Source organism: Acidovorax sp. 1608163 (genome assembly GCF_003669015.1).
GTDB lineage: Bacteria > Pseudomonadota > Gammaproteobacteria > Burkholderiales > Burkholderiaceae_C > Acidovorax.
On the sequence record NZ_CP033069.1, the window covers coordinates 2,023,380 to 2,039,205 of the forward strand.

The window sequence follows — 15,826 nt, forward strand, 5'->3', positions numbered from 1 at the left end:
CACAGGCAGCAGGGTTGTGCGACGTTTACTGGCATGGGTGTTTGTTTTATTGATCGCCAGCGGCGCCGCTGCCGCATGGTGGTTGCACGAGCCCCTGGCTACCGGCGCAGAGCCGCTGGAGCTGGCCATTGAGCCCGGAACCACTCCGCGCGGCGTGGCCCGCGATGTGGTGGCTGCAGGCGCCCAAGCCAATGCGCAATTGCTGTACGCCTGGTTCCGGCTGTCGGGGCAAGACCGCTTGATCAAGGCGGGCAACTATGAAATTCCGGCGGGCACCACGCCGCGCAGCTTGCTGCGCATGCTGGTGCGGGGTGAAGAGGCCTTGCGCACGCTGACCTTGGTGGAGGGCTGGTCCTTCAAACAAGTGCGCCAGGCGCTGGCCAAGGAAGAGTTGATCAAGCAAGACACTGCGCAGCTGAGCGCCGAGCAGATCATGGAGCAGCTGGGCCGCCCTGGGGTGCCTGCGGAGGGGCGGTTCTTCCCCGATACCTATTCCTACGCCAAGGGCTCCAGCGACCTGGCCCTGCTGCGGCGCGCCTTGCATGCGATGGACCGCAAGCTCGAAGCTGCCTGGGCCTTGCGCTCGCCCGACCTGCCGCTCAAGACCCCTGCCGAAGCCTTGGTGCTGGCCAGCATCGTGGAAAAAGAAACCGGCCGCGCCAGTGACCGGCCGCAGATCGCTGGGGTGTTTGCCAACCGCCTGCGCACCGGCATGCTGCTACAGACCGACCCCACGGTCATCTACGGCATGGGCGACAAGTTTGATGGCAACCTGCGCCGTCGCGACCTGCAGACCGACACGCCCTGGAATACTTACACCCGTCCTGGCCTGCCACCCACACCCATAGCCATGCCGGGCAAGGCGGCGCTGCTGGCGGCGGTGCAGCCTGCGCCCACCCGCGCGCTTTACTTTGTGGCCAAGGGCGATGGCAGCAGCCATTTCAGCGCCAGCCTGGACGAGCACAATCGGGCCGTGAACCGCTACCAGCGCGGGCAATCCCAATAAAGACGGCCGTCCACCATTGAAGGGTTTCATGTCACGTACTGGCTTGTTCATCTCGTTTGAAGGCATCGACGGTGCGGGCAAGTCCTCGCACATCGACGGCCTGGCCCAGGCATTTCGCGCCCAGGGGCGCACCGTCACGCTCAGCCGCGAGCCCGGTGGCACGCCGCTGGCCGAGAAGCTGCGGGACCTGGTCCTCAACGACCCCATGGACGCGTTGACCGAGGCCCTGTTGATTTTTGCGGCCCGGCGCGACCATTTGCGCCAGGTGATTGAGCCCGCCCTGGCCCGGGGCGATGTGGTGTTGTGCGACCGCTTCACCGATGCCACCTTTGCCTACCAAGGTGCCGGGCGCGGCTTTGACCTTGAGCTGCTAACTATTTTGGAGCGCATGGCGCAGACAGGGCTTGCGCCAGAGCCTGGTTTGATGCGAGAACCTGATTTGACTGTGTGGTTTGACCTGGCCCCTGAGATTGCCGCGCAGCGGCTGGTGGGCGCGCGCGTACCCGACCGCTTTGAGTCGCAACCCGTGGCCTTTTTTGAGCGCGTAGCCCAGGGCTATGCCGACCGTGCTGCAGGGGCCCCGCAGCGCTTCGCACGCATCGACGCTGCCCAAGATCGCCACCGCGTGTGGCAGCAGCTCACCAGCGTTTTTGTGCGCAAGGGTTGGTTGTCCATCATGGTGCCCACACCTGGGTTGGCCCCATGAGCGAGCATTCCAGCCCCGACACCCAGCCTCTGGCGCCCTGGATTGCTGCGCAGCGTGCCACGCTGCTGGCCCAGCGCGGCCATGCCTGGCTGCTGCAAGGCCCTTCGGGCATGGGGCAATATGCCTTGGCGCTGGAGCTGGTGCGCGCGTGGATGTGCGATGCCCCCACGGCCCATGGCGCTTGCGGCCAGTGCGCCAGTTGCCACGCCATTGACGTGCGCACCCATGCCGATGTGTGCGTGCTGATGCCTGAGGTGCAGATGCTGGCGCTGGGCTGGCCCCTGTCCGAAAAGGCCCAGGCTGAAATTGACGACAAGAAGCGTAAACCCAGCCGCGAGATCCGTGTGGAGGCCATGCGCGATGCGGTGGAGTTCTCGCAGCGCACCTCGGCGCGGGGGCGCGGCAAGGCGGTGCTGGTGTACCCGGCCGAGCAAATGAACCATGTCACGGCCAACGCGTTGCTCAAAACCCTGGAGGAGCCACCCGGCGATGTGCGGTTTGTGTTGGCCAGTGAGGCTGCGCACCAGCTGCTGCCCACCATTCGCAGCCGTTGCCTGGGCCACACCATGGTGTGGCCCAGCCAGGCGGAAATGTTGCCTTGGCTGCAATCGCAAGGCATTGCTGCCGATGCGGCCACGGCATTTTTGCGTGCCGCAGGCGGGCGGCCAGACGATGCCTTGGCCGTGGCTCGCTCGGGGCGCAGTCCGCAGGCTTGGGGCTCGTTGCCGCAGGCCATGGCGCGGGGCGATGTGACGGCTTTGGGCGATTGGGCTCCGGCCCAGGCCATCGATGCCTTGCAGAAGCTGTGTCACGATTTGCTGTCGGTGGGGGTGGGCGCGGCTCCGCGCTACTTTGCTGTAGCCGACCTGCCCAAGCCACCGCCGTTGGCGGCCTTGACGCGCTGGTCCAAGGCCCTGGCCAAAGAAGCGCGCACGGCAGACCATCCGTTCAACGCAGGCCTGATGCTGGAGGCGCTTGTCGCCCAGGCGCGAAACACCCTACACTCCAGACAACCAACGCATTGATCACCATGAGCAGTCCATCCACCGCACCCCGTCCCAGCGTCATGCAGCTGGCCATCAAGGAAAAGGGCGCCTTGTATGCCGCGTATATCCCGTTTTTTGTAGAGGGTGGCATCTTTGTGCCCACCCAGCGGGATTACAAGCTGGGTGACGATGTGTATGTGCTGCTGACACTGCCTGACGATACGCAGCGTTACCCCGTGGCAGGCCGCGTGGCCTGGGTGACCCCCGCACGGGCTGCTGGCAATCGCACCCAAGGCGTGGGCATTCAGTTTCCAAAAGATGACAAGTCGCGCCTGCTCAAGCTCAAGATCGAAGAAATTCTGGGAACTGCGCTCGGCTCCGAACGTCCTACCCAAACCATTTGATGGCGCCTTCGCGCCCTGTGCCGACCCGCGCTGGCGGGTCGGCTTTTTCATTTTGAGTCCGCATGTTTACCGATTCGCACTGCCACCTTTCGTTTCCTGACCTTGTGAGCCAATTGCCAGCCATTCGCCAGGCCATGGCCGATGCGCAGGTGGAGCGGGCCCTGTGTATTTGCACCACCATGGAAGAGTTTGGTGACGTGCATGCGCTGGCCCTGGGCTACGACAACTTCTGGAGTACCGTGGGGGTGCACCCTGACAACGAGGGCGTGCAGGAGCCCAGCTTGCAGGATTTGCTGGACAAAGCAGCGTTGCCGCGTGTGGTGGCCATTGGTGAAACGGGGCTGGACTACTACGGCATGGAAGACCGCAAAGGCGGTCGCAGCATTGCCGATCTGGAGTGGCAGCGCGACCGTTTTCGCACCCACATCCGCGCAGCGCGCGCCTGCTCCAAACCTTTGATCATCCACACCCGCAGCGCCTCGGACGACACCCTGGCCATCTTGCGGGAAGAGGGCGAGGACGGTGCGGGTAATGTGGCTGGGGGCGTGTTCCACTGCTTCACCGAATCCATGCAGGTCGCCCGCGCCGCGCTGGACCTGGGCTACTACCTGTCGTTCTCCGGCATCATCACTTTCAAGAATGCGCAGGATCTGCGCGACGTGGTGGCCTTTGCGCCGCTGGACCGGATCCTCATCGAAACCGACAGCCCTTATCTGGCGCCGGTGCCTTACCGGGGCAAGACGAACAACCCTTCGTATGTGCCGTATGTGGCGCAGCAGGTGGCCCAGTGCAAGGGCCTATCTGTGCAAGAGGTGGCGCAGGCCACCAGTCGCAATTTTGATACCTTGTTCACGGGGGTTGTGGCAGGAGGCGTGACATGCTGACGCGCCGTGCCGCCTTGCTGGGTGCCGCCCTGGCCGGAGCCGCAACATGGGCTGTGGCTGGCTCGTACGACGATTTCTTCACGGCCATTTTGCGGGACGACCCGGACACCATCACAGCCCTGTTGCGCAGGGGTTTTGATCCCAACACGCGGGATGCCAAGGGGCAGGTGGGTTTGGTCATTGCGCTCAAGGAAGAGTCGCACAAAGCCTTTGAGGCACTGATGGCGGCGCGCAACACCCAGGTCGAGGCGCGCAACGCCCAGGACGAAAGCCCGCTCATGATGGCGGCCATCAAGGGCAATGAAGACGCCGTCAAACAGCTGATTGCGCGCGATGCCGACGTCAACAAAACCGGCTGGACGCCCCTGCACTACGCGGCATCGGGTGGCACGGAGCAGCACCTGCGCATTGCTGCGCTGCTGCTGGAAAACCATGCGTACATCGATGCGGCCTCGCCCAACGGAACCACTCCGTTGATGATGGCAGCGCAATACGGCTCGTCCGATATCGTCAAGTTGCTGTTGGCTGAGGGGGCTGACCCTACGCTGAAAAACCGGTTGGGGCTGACGGCCGTGAACTTTGCCCAGCGTGTCAGCCGCGCTGAGGCGGCTGCGCAAATCGCTGCGGCCATTCGCAAGCGGCAGCCCAACGCCGGGGCCTGGTGAGCTAACCGCTGCCGATTGAGGCCGACTGTGGCGTCCGTGCCCTGGCCCCGTGGCACGGGGCCGTGGTTGCTCTGTCCGCGTTCGTCAGTGGGCGCCTGTTGCTCCTGGCCGGCTTTGCAGCCGCGCATACAGACCGCCAGCGGCCATCAACTGCGTGTGGCTGCCTTGCTCCACGATTTTTCCGCGCTCCATGACCACCACACGGTCTGCGTGCTCGATGGTGGAGAGCCTGTGGGCAATCACCAGCGTCGTGCGGCCCTGCATCAGGCGCTGCAGCGCGTCTTGCACCAGCCGTTCTGATTCGGTGTCGAGGGCCGAGGTGGCCTCGTCCAGGATGAGGATGGGCGCATTTTTGTACAGTGCGCGGGCAATCGCCAGGCGCTGCCGTTGGCCGCCTGAGAGCTGGGCCGCGTTGTGCCCTGCCACGGTGTGAATGCCTTGGGGCAGGGCGGCAATGTGCTCTGCCAGGTTGGCGGCAGCCAGGCATTCATGCACGCGCTGCTCATCCATGGCACTGCCTAGTGCCACGTTGGCGGCAATGGTGTCGTTGAACATCACGACGTCCTGGCTCACCATGGCGAACTGGCCGCGCAGCGATGCCAGGTTCCAGGTGGTCAGCTCTTGCCCGTCCAGCGTGATCTGCCCCTGGCTGCTGTTGATGAAGCGTGGCAACAGATTGACCAGTGTGGTCTTGCCTGCACCCGATGGGCCCACCAGCGCCACCACTTCGCCGGGGGCAACCCGCAGGCTGATGTCGTCAAGCGCCGGGGCCTGGTCAGTGCCAAATTGCACGCTCACATGGCTCAGCACGATTTCGCCGCGCACCCTGTCTGCGGTGTGGGTGCCCTGGGCTTCAGCGCCTGTGTCTCCAAGCAATGACAAGCCCCGCTCCAGCGCTGCTGCGCCGCGGGTGATGGGGTTGGCCACATCGGCCAGTCTGCGGATGGGGGCAATCAGCATCAGCATGGCGGTGATGAAGGAGACAAAGCCGCCCACCGTCACATCTTTGGCGTCCACAGCGCCTCGGCTTTGCCAAAGTGCAATGCAAATCACCACCGAGAGGGCTGCGGCCGCCAGCAACTGGGTCAGCGGGGTCATCGCGGCCGATGCGATGGTGGACTTGATGGCCAACCTGCGCAGGCTCTGGCTGAGTGCGGCAAAACGCCCGGCTTGCCCCTGCTGCGCGCCGTGCAGGCGCACCATGCGGTGGGCGAGCACGTTTTCTTCTACCACATAGGCCAGTTCGTCCGTGGCTTGCTGACTCACCTTGGTAAGGTGGTACAGCCTGCGCGACAGCGTCTTCATGATCCAGGCGACCCCGGGAACGACCACTGCCACAATCAGTGTGAGCTGCCAATTCAAATAAAGCAGATACCCCAGCAGTGCCACCAGGGTGAACCCGTCACGCGACAGCCCCAGCAGGGCCTGCACCAGCAGGTTCGAGCCGTTTTGCACCTCATACACCACGGTGTTGGACAGCGCACTGGCCGACTGGCGGCCAAACAAGCCCATTTCTGCCGAAAGCACGCGGTCAAACAGCGCCTTGCGCAGCAGCAGCATGCCTTCGTTGGCAATTTTTGCCAGAGCGTACTGCCCCACAAACTGTGCGAAACCGCGCACCAAAAACACCCCCATGATGGCCAGGGGGACAGTCCACAGTTGCAGGGTTCCTTGGGTGAAGCCTTTGTCCAGCAGGGGTTGCAACAGCGCTGGAATCATGGGCTCTGTCACTGCACCCACCAGCGTAGCGGCAATGGCGAGGCCCCAGGCAAGGCGCTGGTGTCCAAAATAAACGGCCAGCCTAGCCAATCGGGTCATCAATGGGAGGCTGGGAGTTTGGGCCTGTGCGGCTCTGGTTTCTTGTGCTTGCATGTGCGGGGGATTCTACGTTTTGCTACGAGCTGTAGCCCAGGGGCTGCTGCCGGATGCTCACAGAGGGCTCGCCCTGCACAAGTTCGTGGAACTTCAGGCTGAAAGTGTCAACAAACCTGCGCGGCTGCAAACGGCGCGCGTCCGCAGTGCCAAAATTGCAGCCTTTGGAAAATGCGCTTGTGTTGAAGAACCATGCTCCATCACAGGTTTGTCGCCCGTAAAAATGTCTTCACCCCACAAGGGCTGCACAGTTTGTCACAGGGGGGCGTCGCCTGTGTGTAACATTCGGGCCTGTCTTACGCCATGCGGCGATTGTTCGGCTACTGCTGGATGCCAATGACCATCGAACAAAATTCACTCCAAACTTTCCTTGCGGCTGTGCCGCATCCCCATCGCCGCCATCTGTTGGCGGCCGCTGCAGCCACTTCGGCAATGCCCGCCTTGGCGCAGTTTCGCGTTGAAGTTGTTGGCGTGGGGTTGAACCAGCTGCCCATTGCCATTGCACCGTTTCGGGGTGATGCGCAATCTCCCCAAAAAATCGCAGCCATCGTGCAGGCCGACTTGGAGCGCAGCGGGCAGTTCCGGTCCGTCGATGCCTCGGGTGCCGCATTGGACGAGTCTTCTCGCCCGGATGTCGCCCTGTGGCGGCAAAAGAGTGCGGATTCCTTGGCGACGGGCAGTGTCACTCGCATGGCCGATGGGCGCTACGATGTTCGTTTTCGCCTCTGGGACGTGGTGCGTGGGCAGGACTTGGGCGGCCAAAGCTTTGTCGTCACGCAGGGCGATCTGCGTCTGGTCGCCCACCGCATTGCAGATTTCATTTACGAAAAGCTCACAGGCGAGCGCGGGGTGTTTTCCACCCGCATCACCTACGTGACCAAAACAGGCCCACGCTACAGCCTGTGGGTGGCCGACGCAGACGGCGAAAACGCCCAGTCTGCTTTGTCCAGCCCTGAACCCATTATTTCGCCCGCATGGTCCCCGAGCGGCGGGCAGATCGCCTATGTGTCGTTCGAGTCGCGCAAGCCTGTGGTCTACGTCCATGACGTAGCATCGGGCCGACGCCGTTTGATTGCGAATTTCCGTGGCTCCAACAGCGCGCCCGCCTGGGCGCCGGACGGCCGTACGCTGGCTGTGACACTCAGCCGTGACGGCGGCTCGCAGCTCTATACCATTGATGCCAATGGTGGTGAGCCACGGCGCCTGATGCAAAGCTCTGGTATCGATACCGAGCCGGTTTTCTCGGGTGACGGGCGCAGCATTTACTTTGTCAGCGACCGTGGAGGTGCCCCGCAGATTTACCGTGTGCCCGTGGGCGGCGGCAATGCAGAGCGGGTCACGTTCTCTGGCACCTACAACATTTCGCCCAGCATCAGCCCCGATGGGAAATGGCTGGCCTACATCTCGCGGGTGGGCGGTGCGTTCAAGCTGCACGTCATGGATTTGGCAACGGGTATGGCCAATGCCATCACCGACACCACGGCGGATGAAAATCCCAGCTTCGCCCCCAACAGTCGCTTGCTGGTCTACGCAACCCAGCAACAGGGCCGCGAGGCGCTGATGACCACCACGTTGGATGGGAAAATCAAGGCTCGCTTGGCCGGACAAGCGGGAGACATCCGTGAACCCGATTGGGGCGCGTTTCAAAAACAATGAATTTTTGAGTTTTCTTAGCAATCTGTATTTTTGGAGATTTTTGGATGATCAAACAAGCAACCCTGGCACTTTCCCTCGTCGCATTGATGGCCGCTGGCTGCAGCTCTGGCGTCAAGCTTGACGATGTGCCTGTGGAAGACAAAACAGCCTCGTCCACGACTGGCAACGGTGCCAACTCGGGCGGCACCAGCCAAAGCGGCGTGGCCGGTGTGGATCTGAACCAATCGGCCCGCGATGGCGCTGGCCCCGTGGGTGTGAGCCGCATTGTGTATTTTGACTACGACAGCTATGTCATCAAGCCAGAGTTCCAGGCTGTGATCGAAGCGCATGCCCGTTTCATCAAGGCTGGCGGTAACCGCAAGCTGATGGTGGAAGGCCACACCGATGAGCGCGGTGGCCGTGAATACAATCTGGCCCTGGGCCAAAAGCGTGCGGAGGCTGTGCGCCGCGCACTGGCCCTGCTGGGCGTGCAAGACGCTCAAGTCGAAGCCGTGAGCTTTGGTAAGGAAAAGCCTGCAGCCCAGGGCGGTACCGAAGAAGTCCACGCCAAGAACCGCCGCGCTGAACTGTCGTACCGCTGATGCAATCGCCACTGATCGTTAAGCCGGTCAAAACCCTGCTGGCAGCCTTGCTGGCAGGGCTTTTTGCCACGGCCAGCCAAGCCGCCATCTTCGAAGATGGTGAAGCACGCAGGGCTATTTTGGAGCTGCGCCAGCGCGTGGACTCCATGCAAGCGACCCAGCAACGATCGGCTGAGGAGTTGCGCCAGGACAGTGAACAGCTTCGCCGCAACCTCCTCGATCTGCAGAACCAGATCGAGTTGCTGCGCTCTGAGCAAGCCAAATTGCGTGGCCAGAATGAGCAGCTTTTGCGCGACGTGGCCGACCTGCAGCGTCGCCAGAAAGACATTGCCCAGGGGGTGGATGAACGCCTGAGCAAGTTTGAACCGGTGAAGGTGACTCTGGATGGCCAGGAGTTCCAGGCCGACCCCAGTGAAAAGCGGGATTTTGAAGCCGCGCTGGCGATCTTCCGCTCTGGCAAGTTCGCAGAAGCCAGCACCGCCTTTGCGTCGTTCGTGCGCCAGAACCCGCGCAGTGGCTATGTGCCTTCGTCGCGTTTTTGGCTGGGCAATGCCCAGTATGCGCAGCGTGACTACAAGGAAGCCATTGGCAACTTCAAGCAGTTGTTGACGGATGCTCCGACCCATGCTCGTGCCCCTGAAGCTGCGCTGTCGATTGCCAACTGCCAGTTGGAGTTGAAGGACAACCGGGCTTCCCGCAAGACGCTGGAAGATTTGGTTCGCGCGTACCCGCAGTCTGAGGCAGCCGCAGCGGCGAAAGAGCGACTTGCCCGGCTCAAGTGATCCCTTTGCGCCCGTTGACCTGAGTGGTTCTGGTGCCGTGCCTGGCTCAGTGGCCCCTGACGAGGTCACGCAACGCCGGTTTGGCGGACTGGAGCGGCTCTACGGCGTAGCGGGTGCGCAGCGCATTCGCGGCGCGCATGTGGTCGTTGTGGGTGTGGGTGGTGTGGGCTCCTGGGCTGCTGAGGCCTTGGCCCGCAGCGGCGTGGGGCACCTGACACTCATCGATATGGACCATGTTGCAGAGTCCAACATCAATCGCCAGATCCATGCGCTCTCGGGCACCTTGGGCCAAGCCAAGGTGCTGGCCATGCGCGACCGCATTGCCCAGATCAACCCCATTTGCAGGGTGGATTGCATTGACGACTTTGTGGATGCCGACAACTGGCCGGGTTTGCTGGCGGGCGTTGCTGTGGATGCTGTGATCGACGCGTGCGATCAGGTGAAGGCAAAGACCGCCATGGCGGCCTGGGCGCTTTCTGGCAAACATCGCCTGATCTCGGTGGGGGCGGCAGGGGGGAAACGCCTGGCCCACAAAGTGGACATCGACGATCTGTCTGCTACAACCCACGACCCCTTGCTGGCGCAGCTGCGCTACCGTTTGCGCAAGCACCATCGGGCTGCGCGCGATGGGAAAAAAATGGGCGTGGTGTGCGTCTTCAGCCGTGAAGCGGTTGCGCCACCCGATGCGTCTTGCATGCTGGCTGGCGAAGGGGATGGCTCGCTCAACTGCCATGGCTATGGCTCGGTGGTTGCGGTGACGGCCACCTTTGGTCAGTGTGCCGCCGGATGGGTGATCGACAAAATAGCAGAGACTTCTTTGAAGTCCTGAAATTCAAGCTATAATTTGAGTCTTTACAGAAATGTAAAAGCCCAGGTTGGGACGTTAGCTCAGTTGGTAGAGCAGCGGACTTTTAATCCGTTGGTCACTGGTTCGAATCCAGTACGTCCTACCACCCAATTCGGCATTTGCCGCAAAACCCGCTCTTGAAAAAGTAGCGGGTTTTTGTTTTTGGTCGATGGGTTGCTGGGTGCTGTGGTGCCCCCTGGAAAGGGGGCTAGGGCGAACCTGCCGCCAAAGCAGGTTGGCCCTGAGTATTTATCGTTGTGTGCCAGCCTTGTTGGTGTGTGGCTTTGCGGTCCTTCGGTGGCTGCTGGGCTTGGCCTTGTTGCGATGGGTGGGCTTGGCGTGAGCGCTTTTCTGCACAGAATGTCCTTTCGTGCTGTGGTTGACGCTCTTGGCCATGATGACCGGTGACATTGCGAGCGCGAGCGCGAGGACAAGGATTTTTTTCATGTTGTGATTACTCCTGGTTGCCGAAATTGGCGCAGCGATGTTGCGTGAAGTCGGGCCGCTTTGCAACTGATAGCAGAGTAATTCATCGGTTTGTCGTTTGTATGTTCCATGCCTGCATGACGGCATGACGGCACTGAGGACTGACGTGGGACAAGTGAGGTCGTAAACAGGTTCTAAGACCTGCTGGATGGGGCTGCACGCGGTGGTGGTGCGCTCGCATCAAGGAAAATACAGCAATGCGTGTAGTCTGGGCTTGCAAGAGCGGCCCTGCGCACCGATCTATCAACCAACCAGCGCCGTCGCGCGCTACAACACCTAGAAAGAGAACCGCCATGGGCGCACAGTGGAAAGCAAAAGGCAAGGCCCTTGTGGCCGACGCCAAAGGGAAGCTGTTTGGCAAGCTGGTCAAGGAAATCACCGTGGCTGCCCGTGGTGGCGCCGACCCCGCCAGCAATTCCCGCCTGCGTTTGGTGGTCGAGCAGGCTCGCAAGGCGTCCATGCCCAAAGACACTCTGGAGCGCGCCATCAAAAAGGGCTCTGGCACAGGTGCTGATGCGGTCAACTACGAGCGCGTCATTTATGAAGGTTTTGCGCCCCATCAGGTTGCAGTGATGGTTGAATGCCTGACGGACAATGTGAACCGGACGGCCCCTGAAATGCGGGTGTTGTTCCGCAAGGGGCAATTGGGCACTTCTGGCTCGGTGGCGTGGGATTTCAACCACGTGGGCATGATTGAAGCGGAACCCGCCAAGCCTGACGCAGACCCTGAACTGGCTGCCATTGAGGCGGGCGCCCAGGACTTTGAAGCCGGGGATGAAGAGGGCACGACCACGTTCTGGACAGACCCAACGGACCTTGACTTGGTTAGCCGTGCACTGCCCGCGCAAGGCTTTACCGTGTTGTCTGCCAAGCTGGGCTACAAGCCCAAGAATCCTGTCAATCCCGCCAACCTGACGGCCGAGCAGCTGGAAGAAGTGGAAAATTTCTTGGCTGCGATTGATGGCAACGACGATGTGCAAAATGTTTTTGTGAGCTTGGCAGGCTGAGCGTTTGCGCTGGCATGGGCTGCCTTCGTCTTGCATGGCGGCCACCAGCGCTGGCGCATTGCCGCCGCTGGGCTCTGGCTGACGCCTGCACCCATGCATGCACGGATGCACTGCCTTCAGTGCCCGTGCTGTTCAACTGGATAGACACCCGATGACCGACCATTACGCAGCCTTGGGGCTAGCGGCCAACGCCTCGCTGGCCGATATCAAAAAGGCTTTTCGGCAAAAGGCTTCGTTCTATCACCCTGACAAGAACGATGCCCCCGATGCAGCCCAGCGCTTTGCCTCCGTGCAAAAAGCCTATGAGGTGCTGTCCGACGACGAGGCGCGCCAAGCCTATGACGACAACCGCCGCCGTAACCTGCTGGACGATCCGCTGCAGACCGCCCAGGAAATCTGGCAAACCTACACCCACAACATCCTTGCCCCGTGAAAATCTCTCCTTACTTCCATGACCTGCGATCTGCTTACCAAGCCGAGATCGATGACCTGACCGAAGACTCCGAAGGCAAAGACGTTCTGCGCAAGCGGCTTGCCCAAAAGCGGTCTGAAATCGGCTTTTTGGTGAAGATGATGGAACTCGCCCCTGAGATGGTGGCGGTGGTGTTTCACCAGGGATTTCGGTTTGGCCGAGCCAGTGCGTTGGAGCAGGTGCTGGCCTGTGGTCAGGACGAGCTGCCACAGTGGTCCGCGCTGGACAGCGTTGTCACCCTGGAGCCCTGGGCGGCCGCCCTGGCCAAAACCGTGCTGAGTGAGCCGGGTGGAGAGCGCTTCATGGTGGTGGCTGCGGGGCTGGAGTATTTGCTGCAGCACGCGCGCTTTGCCGCCGCAGCCCAGGGCGACGATGAGGGCCAGTCCGATGAGGACGATGCCGATGCTGCGGAGCACGACGATGGCTACGATGCGCTGAGCGCGGACGATGCGGCCGACCCGCACAACAGCCGCAGCCGCGAAGAAGCCAGTTCCAACTGGCTGGCCGATGTGGGCTTTGAGCGCAAAGACTGAACTGCACACCAACCATCCACGTACCGATTTTTATGAGCAACCACCTGACACTTATCACCAAGACCACCAGCCTTATTGCAGCCGGCGATATCGTGGGTGCCGAGTCGGCACTGGCTGAGTTGGCAGACACCGATGGCGACAACGCTCTGATGGTCGTGCTGGACCAACTGGCGCCCAAAGATATTCTGGCGGTGATGCGCGAGTACGACGACTCGAAGGCGTCTGTGGTCAATATGTTGGTCACGCCCGAGCAATTTGCCCGGGCCATGGTGCTGGAGAAACAGTACAAGGACCTGACCCACACGCACCTGCGCAGCATGGTCAACGCGGTGGTGTTCCGCGACGATGCCGACCCTATCGAATTCTTGACGGCCATTGGCGACCTGGACGGTGGCGCCGAAGCCCTGGCCAACTACTTTGCGGAAAAGTGGAGTCGCGTGGAGTCCTTTGCGCGCACTGGCACCTTCGATGCCACCGAAGACTATGGACTGATGCTGAGCGACGATGAGCTGCTGGCCTCAGGCTATGTGCAACCGCGCGTGGACTTGGACGAAGTGGCCGACCGCGACTGGATGCAGATGGCTTGGCTGCTGCGCTATGAGTGCCGCGATCTGTTCATTGAAACCTTGCTGGTGCTGCGGGCCAAGGCCAGGGCTTTTGATTTGGGCCTGGACGAAACCGATGAGCCTGCAGAGGAAGACGACGGCAAGTTTGAAACCAGCGAAACAGACCGGGGCAAGGCCACGCCTGCCGCCCGGGTGTCAGACGAAGAGTCTGCCATTTAAAGACTGCCAGTCCCTGAGGCCTTTTGCGCCTTTCTCCCTCCTTGGAGCGGCTGAGCCACTGCTGAGGGGACTCGCCAGTGCGGCCGGGCTGTCCCTGCGCGGCGGGGCCTGGTGGGGGCTGCGCGAGCTGCATGGCCCGTGAACAATACATAGCGCGATGGATACCAACATGACCCTGCCTGATACGCCTTCCTCCGATGTCCATCCGGTGGGAGCCGCTCACGCCCTGCAGCTGCACGATGCCCGTCCGTTCTTTGACAAGGTACTGGCCCATGGCGTGCAGCACGGCATCATTGATGCGCAGCGGCTGGCTGCCATCCACACCGACGCGCCCAAAGGCATTGTGCAGATTGCCCGGTACTTTGGCAGCGAGTTCCTGCGCCCCGAGCTGGAGAAGGCCCGTGACCGCATGGTCAACCTCATCAGCTTGTACCTGCTGGATACGACGGGGGGAGATTTGACCAAAGCAGCCGTCTCGCTGCGCGACAACTCCTTGCTGTCGCGCTCCAAAGGCGGCTCGGACATGCTCAAGCGCCTGATTGCCATGCCTGAGAGCAGCAACTTCGGCATGGCGGGCTACGACGATGCGCAAACGCCGCTGTTGGCCGTGTGGTCGCTACGCAGCCATGCCGAATACCAAGCAGAACTGGCCCGGCGCAGCCACATCGGCCAAGCCATCGCTGCGGCCCAATGGCTGGCTGAGCAGTACGACCTGGACGTGGACGAGCTGGAGGCGGCGGGGGCAGATGCCGAGGCGGTGATTCGCACCGGGTTGCTGATGCAAGCACTGGCCCCGCAGGCCCTGGCGATGGGCGAATGGCCCCACACGGTGGCATTTGAAAAACTGGTGACCACGCTGCGCAAAAAGAAGCAACCTGTGCCTGCCGCATTGCGCCTGCCCACGGGCTTGCCTGCGGCCTTGCGCGATGCTTTGCAGGCGCAATGCCAAGCCGTGCTGGCCGATATGCCCAAGCTGCTGGACGGCGCGGTGCCACTGCGCACCCTGTTGCGCCCCACCGGCGTGTTCCGGGCCCGGTACTTTTTGCTGGACGACCCCTTGGCCGAGGTGGACAGCTACCACCGAAGCCTCGATGCGCTGCAAGAGGGGGATGAGCCTCCTTTGCCCGCCAGCAAGCTGTGGCTTAAAACCACCCAGGGCAATGAGGACGAACACTCCTTGCTCACGCTGTTCGCGTGCCTGGCTGTAGGGGCGCCGAAAAAGACCCTGTTGACTGAAAAAACGGCCACCAGCCTGGTGCGCAAAATCCGCAAGAGCGGCTGGCAGCCGGAGCTGGCGGCCCAGTTCATTCGCGACAACGCCCCTGGCGTGTACCAGAACGATTACCTGGCGCTGTGGGCCGGCTTTGTGCAAGACGCGGCCAAGACCCTGACCAGCGACATGGACTACCAGATGCATGACGCGCTGGCGCTGCTGCGGCGCGAGTGCAGTGTGGTTGGCTGACTCAAGGAGTTTCACGCCCCCGATTATGCAGCACGGCGTGCTGCGCATCCTGCTGCAGACACAGGCCAACCCGCACCGGCTGAAGCTGGAGTTGACCGAGAGCGTCCTGGCCGAAGACGTAGATGCCGTGGTTTGCAAGATGCAGGTGCTCAAAGCCGTGGGCATCAGCTTTTCGCTGGACGACTTTGGCACGGGGTATTCTTCCCTGAGCTACCTCAAACGCCTGCCGCTGGACCAGCTCAAGATCGACCAGTCCTTTGTGCGCGACGTGACCACCCATGCCAGCGACGCCTCCATTGTGCGGGCCGTCATTGCGTTGGGGCAGGGGCAGGGGCAGGGGCAGGGGCAGGGGCAGGGGCTGAACGTGATGGTCGAAGGCGTTGAAACGGTCGAGCAGCAACGCCTGTTGCGGGCCTACGGCTGCGACAGCTACCAGGGGTATCTGTTTGGCCGCCCTGCGACCATAGAAGAGTTCGAGGCCGCCATGGGGCATGGCTTGGCCTCTTTGAACCTGTGGCGGGGCGCAAGCCCGCTGGGCGCCTTTACTGCGTTCCCTGGCAAATACCTTGCATCGAAGTCATCTAGCGCTCTATCGCAGCCCCCTTGGGTTAACATTTGATACATATTCCTGTTCTGAGGCTCTGGTTCGCACGACGCAGTGGTGCGGCGCAGGGCTGAAACGCTCGCTCGTC

Annotated in this window: 18 protein-coding genes and 1 tRNA gene; 17 read left to right on the top strand and 2 right to left on the bottom strand. The window is 61.9% G+C overall.

Translation table 11 applies throughout. The features are described 5' to 3' along the window. The first annotated feature begins 16 nt into the window (after nucleotides 1–16). The 6 genes from mltG (at nucleotide 17) to EAG14_RS09125 (ending at nucleotide 4,651) form a co-directional block, all read left to right on the top strand. Entirely contained in the window at nucleotides 17–1,006 is a 990-nt protein-coding gene (gene mltG / locus EAG14_RS09100) for an endolytic transglycosylase MltG (protein WP_305781979.1), read from the top strand. Nucleotides 1,007–1,034: 28 nt separating this feature from the next. Further along, a complete protein-coding gene (tmk, locus tag EAG14_RS09105) occupies nucleotides 1,035–1,712 on the top strand; it encodes a dTMP kinase (protein ID WP_121730387.1) in 678 nt (225 codons plus the stop codon). Beyond that, entirely contained in the window at nucleotides 1,709–2,737 is a 1,029-nt protein-coding gene (locus EAG14_RS09110; protein WP_121728653.1) for a DNA polymerase III subunit delta', read from the top strand. Before tmk ends, EAG14_RS09110 begins: the two co-directional genes overlap by 4 nt. 5 nt (nucleotides 2,738–2,742) lie before the next feature. Next, the gene (locus EAG14_RS09115) at nucleotides 2,743–3,102 is read left to right on the top strand and encodes a PilZ domain-containing protein (protein WP_099655670.1); all 360 of its coding nucleotides are present in this window, start codon (nucleotides 2,743–2,745) and stop codon (nucleotides 3,100–3,102) included. A 62-nt stretch (nucleotides 3,103–3,164) separates the two neighbouring features. Then, entirely contained in the window at nucleotides 3,165–3,986 is an 822-nt protein-coding gene (locus tag EAG14_RS09120; RefSeq protein WP_121728654.1) for a TatD family hydrolase, read from the top strand. Then, nucleotides 3,980–4,651, top strand: a complete 672-nt coding sequence (locus tag EAG14_RS09125) for an ankyrin repeat domain-containing protein (protein ID WP_099741311.1) — start codon at nucleotides 3,980–3,982, stop codon at nucleotides 4,649–4,651. The genes EAG14_RS09120 and EAG14_RS09125 overlap by 7 nt, the downstream gene beginning before the upstream one ends. A gap of 84 nt (nucleotides 4,652–4,735) precedes the next feature. Here the strand turns inward: EAG14_RS09125 and msbA are convergent, their stop codons facing one another. Further along, nucleotides 4,736–6,523, bottom strand: a complete 1,788-nt coding sequence (gene msbA / locus EAG14_RS09130) for a lipid A export permease/ATP-binding protein MsbA (RefSeq protein ID WP_121728655.1) — start codon at nucleotides 6,521–6,523, stop codon at nucleotides 4,736–4,738. A 330-nt stretch (nucleotides 6,524–6,853) separates the two neighbouring features. On the opposite strand from msbA, the gene tolB reads away from it, so the two are divergent. The 5 genes from tolB (at nucleotide 6,854) to EAG14_RS09155 (ending at nucleotide 10,495) form a co-directional block, all read left to right on the top strand. After that, the gene (tolB, locus tag EAG14_RS09135) at nucleotides 6,854–8,179 is read left to right on the top strand and encodes a Tol-Pal system beta propeller repeat protein TolB (protein WP_371414407.1); all 1,326 of its coding nucleotides are present in this window, start codon (nucleotides 6,854–6,856) and stop codon (nucleotides 8,177–8,179) included. Nucleotides 8,180–8,223: 44 nt separating this feature from the next. Next, nucleotides 8,224–8,760 (top strand): peptidoglycan-associated lipoprotein Pal, encoded by a 537-nt coding sequence (pal, locus tag EAG14_RS09140; RefSeq protein WP_099741308.1) that lies wholly within the window; start codon nucleotides 8,224–8,226, stop codon nucleotides 8,758–8,760. Beyond that, a complete protein-coding gene (gene ybgF / locus EAG14_RS09145; protein WP_099655664.1) occupies nucleotides 8,760–9,542 on the top strand; it encodes a tol-pal system protein YbgF in 783 nt (260 codons plus the stop codon). The genes pal and ybgF overlap by 1 nt, the downstream gene beginning before the upstream one ends. A 37-nt stretch (nucleotides 9,543–9,579) precedes the next feature. After that, the gene (locus tag EAG14_RS09150) at nucleotides 9,580–10,371 is read left to right on the top strand and encodes a ThiF family adenylyltransferase (RefSeq protein WP_240456977.1); all 792 of its coding nucleotides are present in this window, start codon (nucleotides 9,580–9,582) and stop codon (nucleotides 10,369–10,371) included. Between the two features lie 48 nt (nucleotides 10,372–10,419). Further along, nucleotides 10,420–10,495 (top strand) — tRNA-Lys (locus EAG14_RS09155). Between the two features lie 143 nt (nucleotides 10,496–10,638). On the opposite strand, the gene EAG14_RS22730 is transcribed toward EAG14_RS09155, so the two are convergent. After that, nucleotides 10,639–10,836, bottom strand: coding sequence for a hypothetical protein (locus tag EAG14_RS22730; protein ID WP_143225950.1), 198 nt, complete (start codon nucleotides 10,834–10,836; stop codon nucleotides 10,639–10,641). Nucleotides 10,837–11,168: 332 nt separating this feature from the next. On the opposite strand from EAG14_RS22730, the gene EAG14_RS09160 reads away from it, so the two are divergent. The 6 genes from EAG14_RS09160 to EAG14_RS23730 all read left to right on the top strand — a co-directional run bounded on the left by EAG14_RS09160 (nucleotide 11,169) and on the right by EAG14_RS23730 (nucleotide 15,753). Then, the gene (locus tag EAG14_RS09160; RefSeq protein ID WP_099655662.1) at nucleotides 11,169–11,882 is read left to right on the top strand and encodes a YebC/PmpR family DNA-binding transcriptional regulator; all 714 of its coding nucleotides are present in this window, start codon (nucleotides 11,169–11,171) and stop codon (nucleotides 11,880–11,882) included. 151 nt (nucleotides 11,883–12,033) lie between these two features. Further along, nucleotides 12,034–12,315 carry a DnaJ domain-containing protein gene (locus EAG14_RS09165; RefSeq protein WP_099655661.1) on the top strand — a complete coding sequence of 94 codons (282 nt, stop codon included), beginning with the start codon at nucleotides 12,034–12,036 and terminating at the stop codon, nucleotides 12,313–12,315. After that, the gene (locus tag EAG14_RS09170) at nucleotides 12,312–12,887 is read left to right on the top strand and encodes a hypothetical protein (protein ID WP_099655660.1); all 576 of its coding nucleotides are present in this window, start codon (nucleotides 12,312–12,314) and stop codon (nucleotides 12,885–12,887) included. Before EAG14_RS09165 ends, EAG14_RS09170 begins: the two co-directional genes overlap by 4 nt. Nucleotides 12,888–12,919: 32 nt before the next feature. Beyond that, nucleotides 12,920–13,672 carry a hypothetical protein gene (locus tag EAG14_RS09175; RefSeq protein ID WP_121728657.1) on the top strand — a complete coding sequence of 251 codons (753 nt, stop codon included), beginning with the start codon at nucleotides 12,920–12,922 and terminating at the stop codon, nucleotides 13,670–13,672. Nucleotides 13,673–13,841: 169 nt separating this feature from the next. Beyond that, nucleotides 13,842–15,134, top strand: a complete 1,293-nt coding sequence (locus EAG14_RS09180; protein WP_121730389.1) for a hypothetical protein — start codon at nucleotides 13,842–13,844, stop codon at nucleotides 15,132–15,134. Continuing rightward, nucleotides 15,088–15,753: an EAL domain-containing protein gene (locus EAG14_RS23730; protein ID WP_121728658.1), complete on the top strand. Its 666-nt coding sequence runs from the start codon at nucleotides 15,088–15,090 to the stop codon at nucleotides 15,751–15,753. The genes EAG14_RS09180 and EAG14_RS23730 overlap by 47 nt, the downstream gene beginning before the upstream one ends. Nucleotides 15,754–15,826 lie beyond the last annotated feature (73 nt).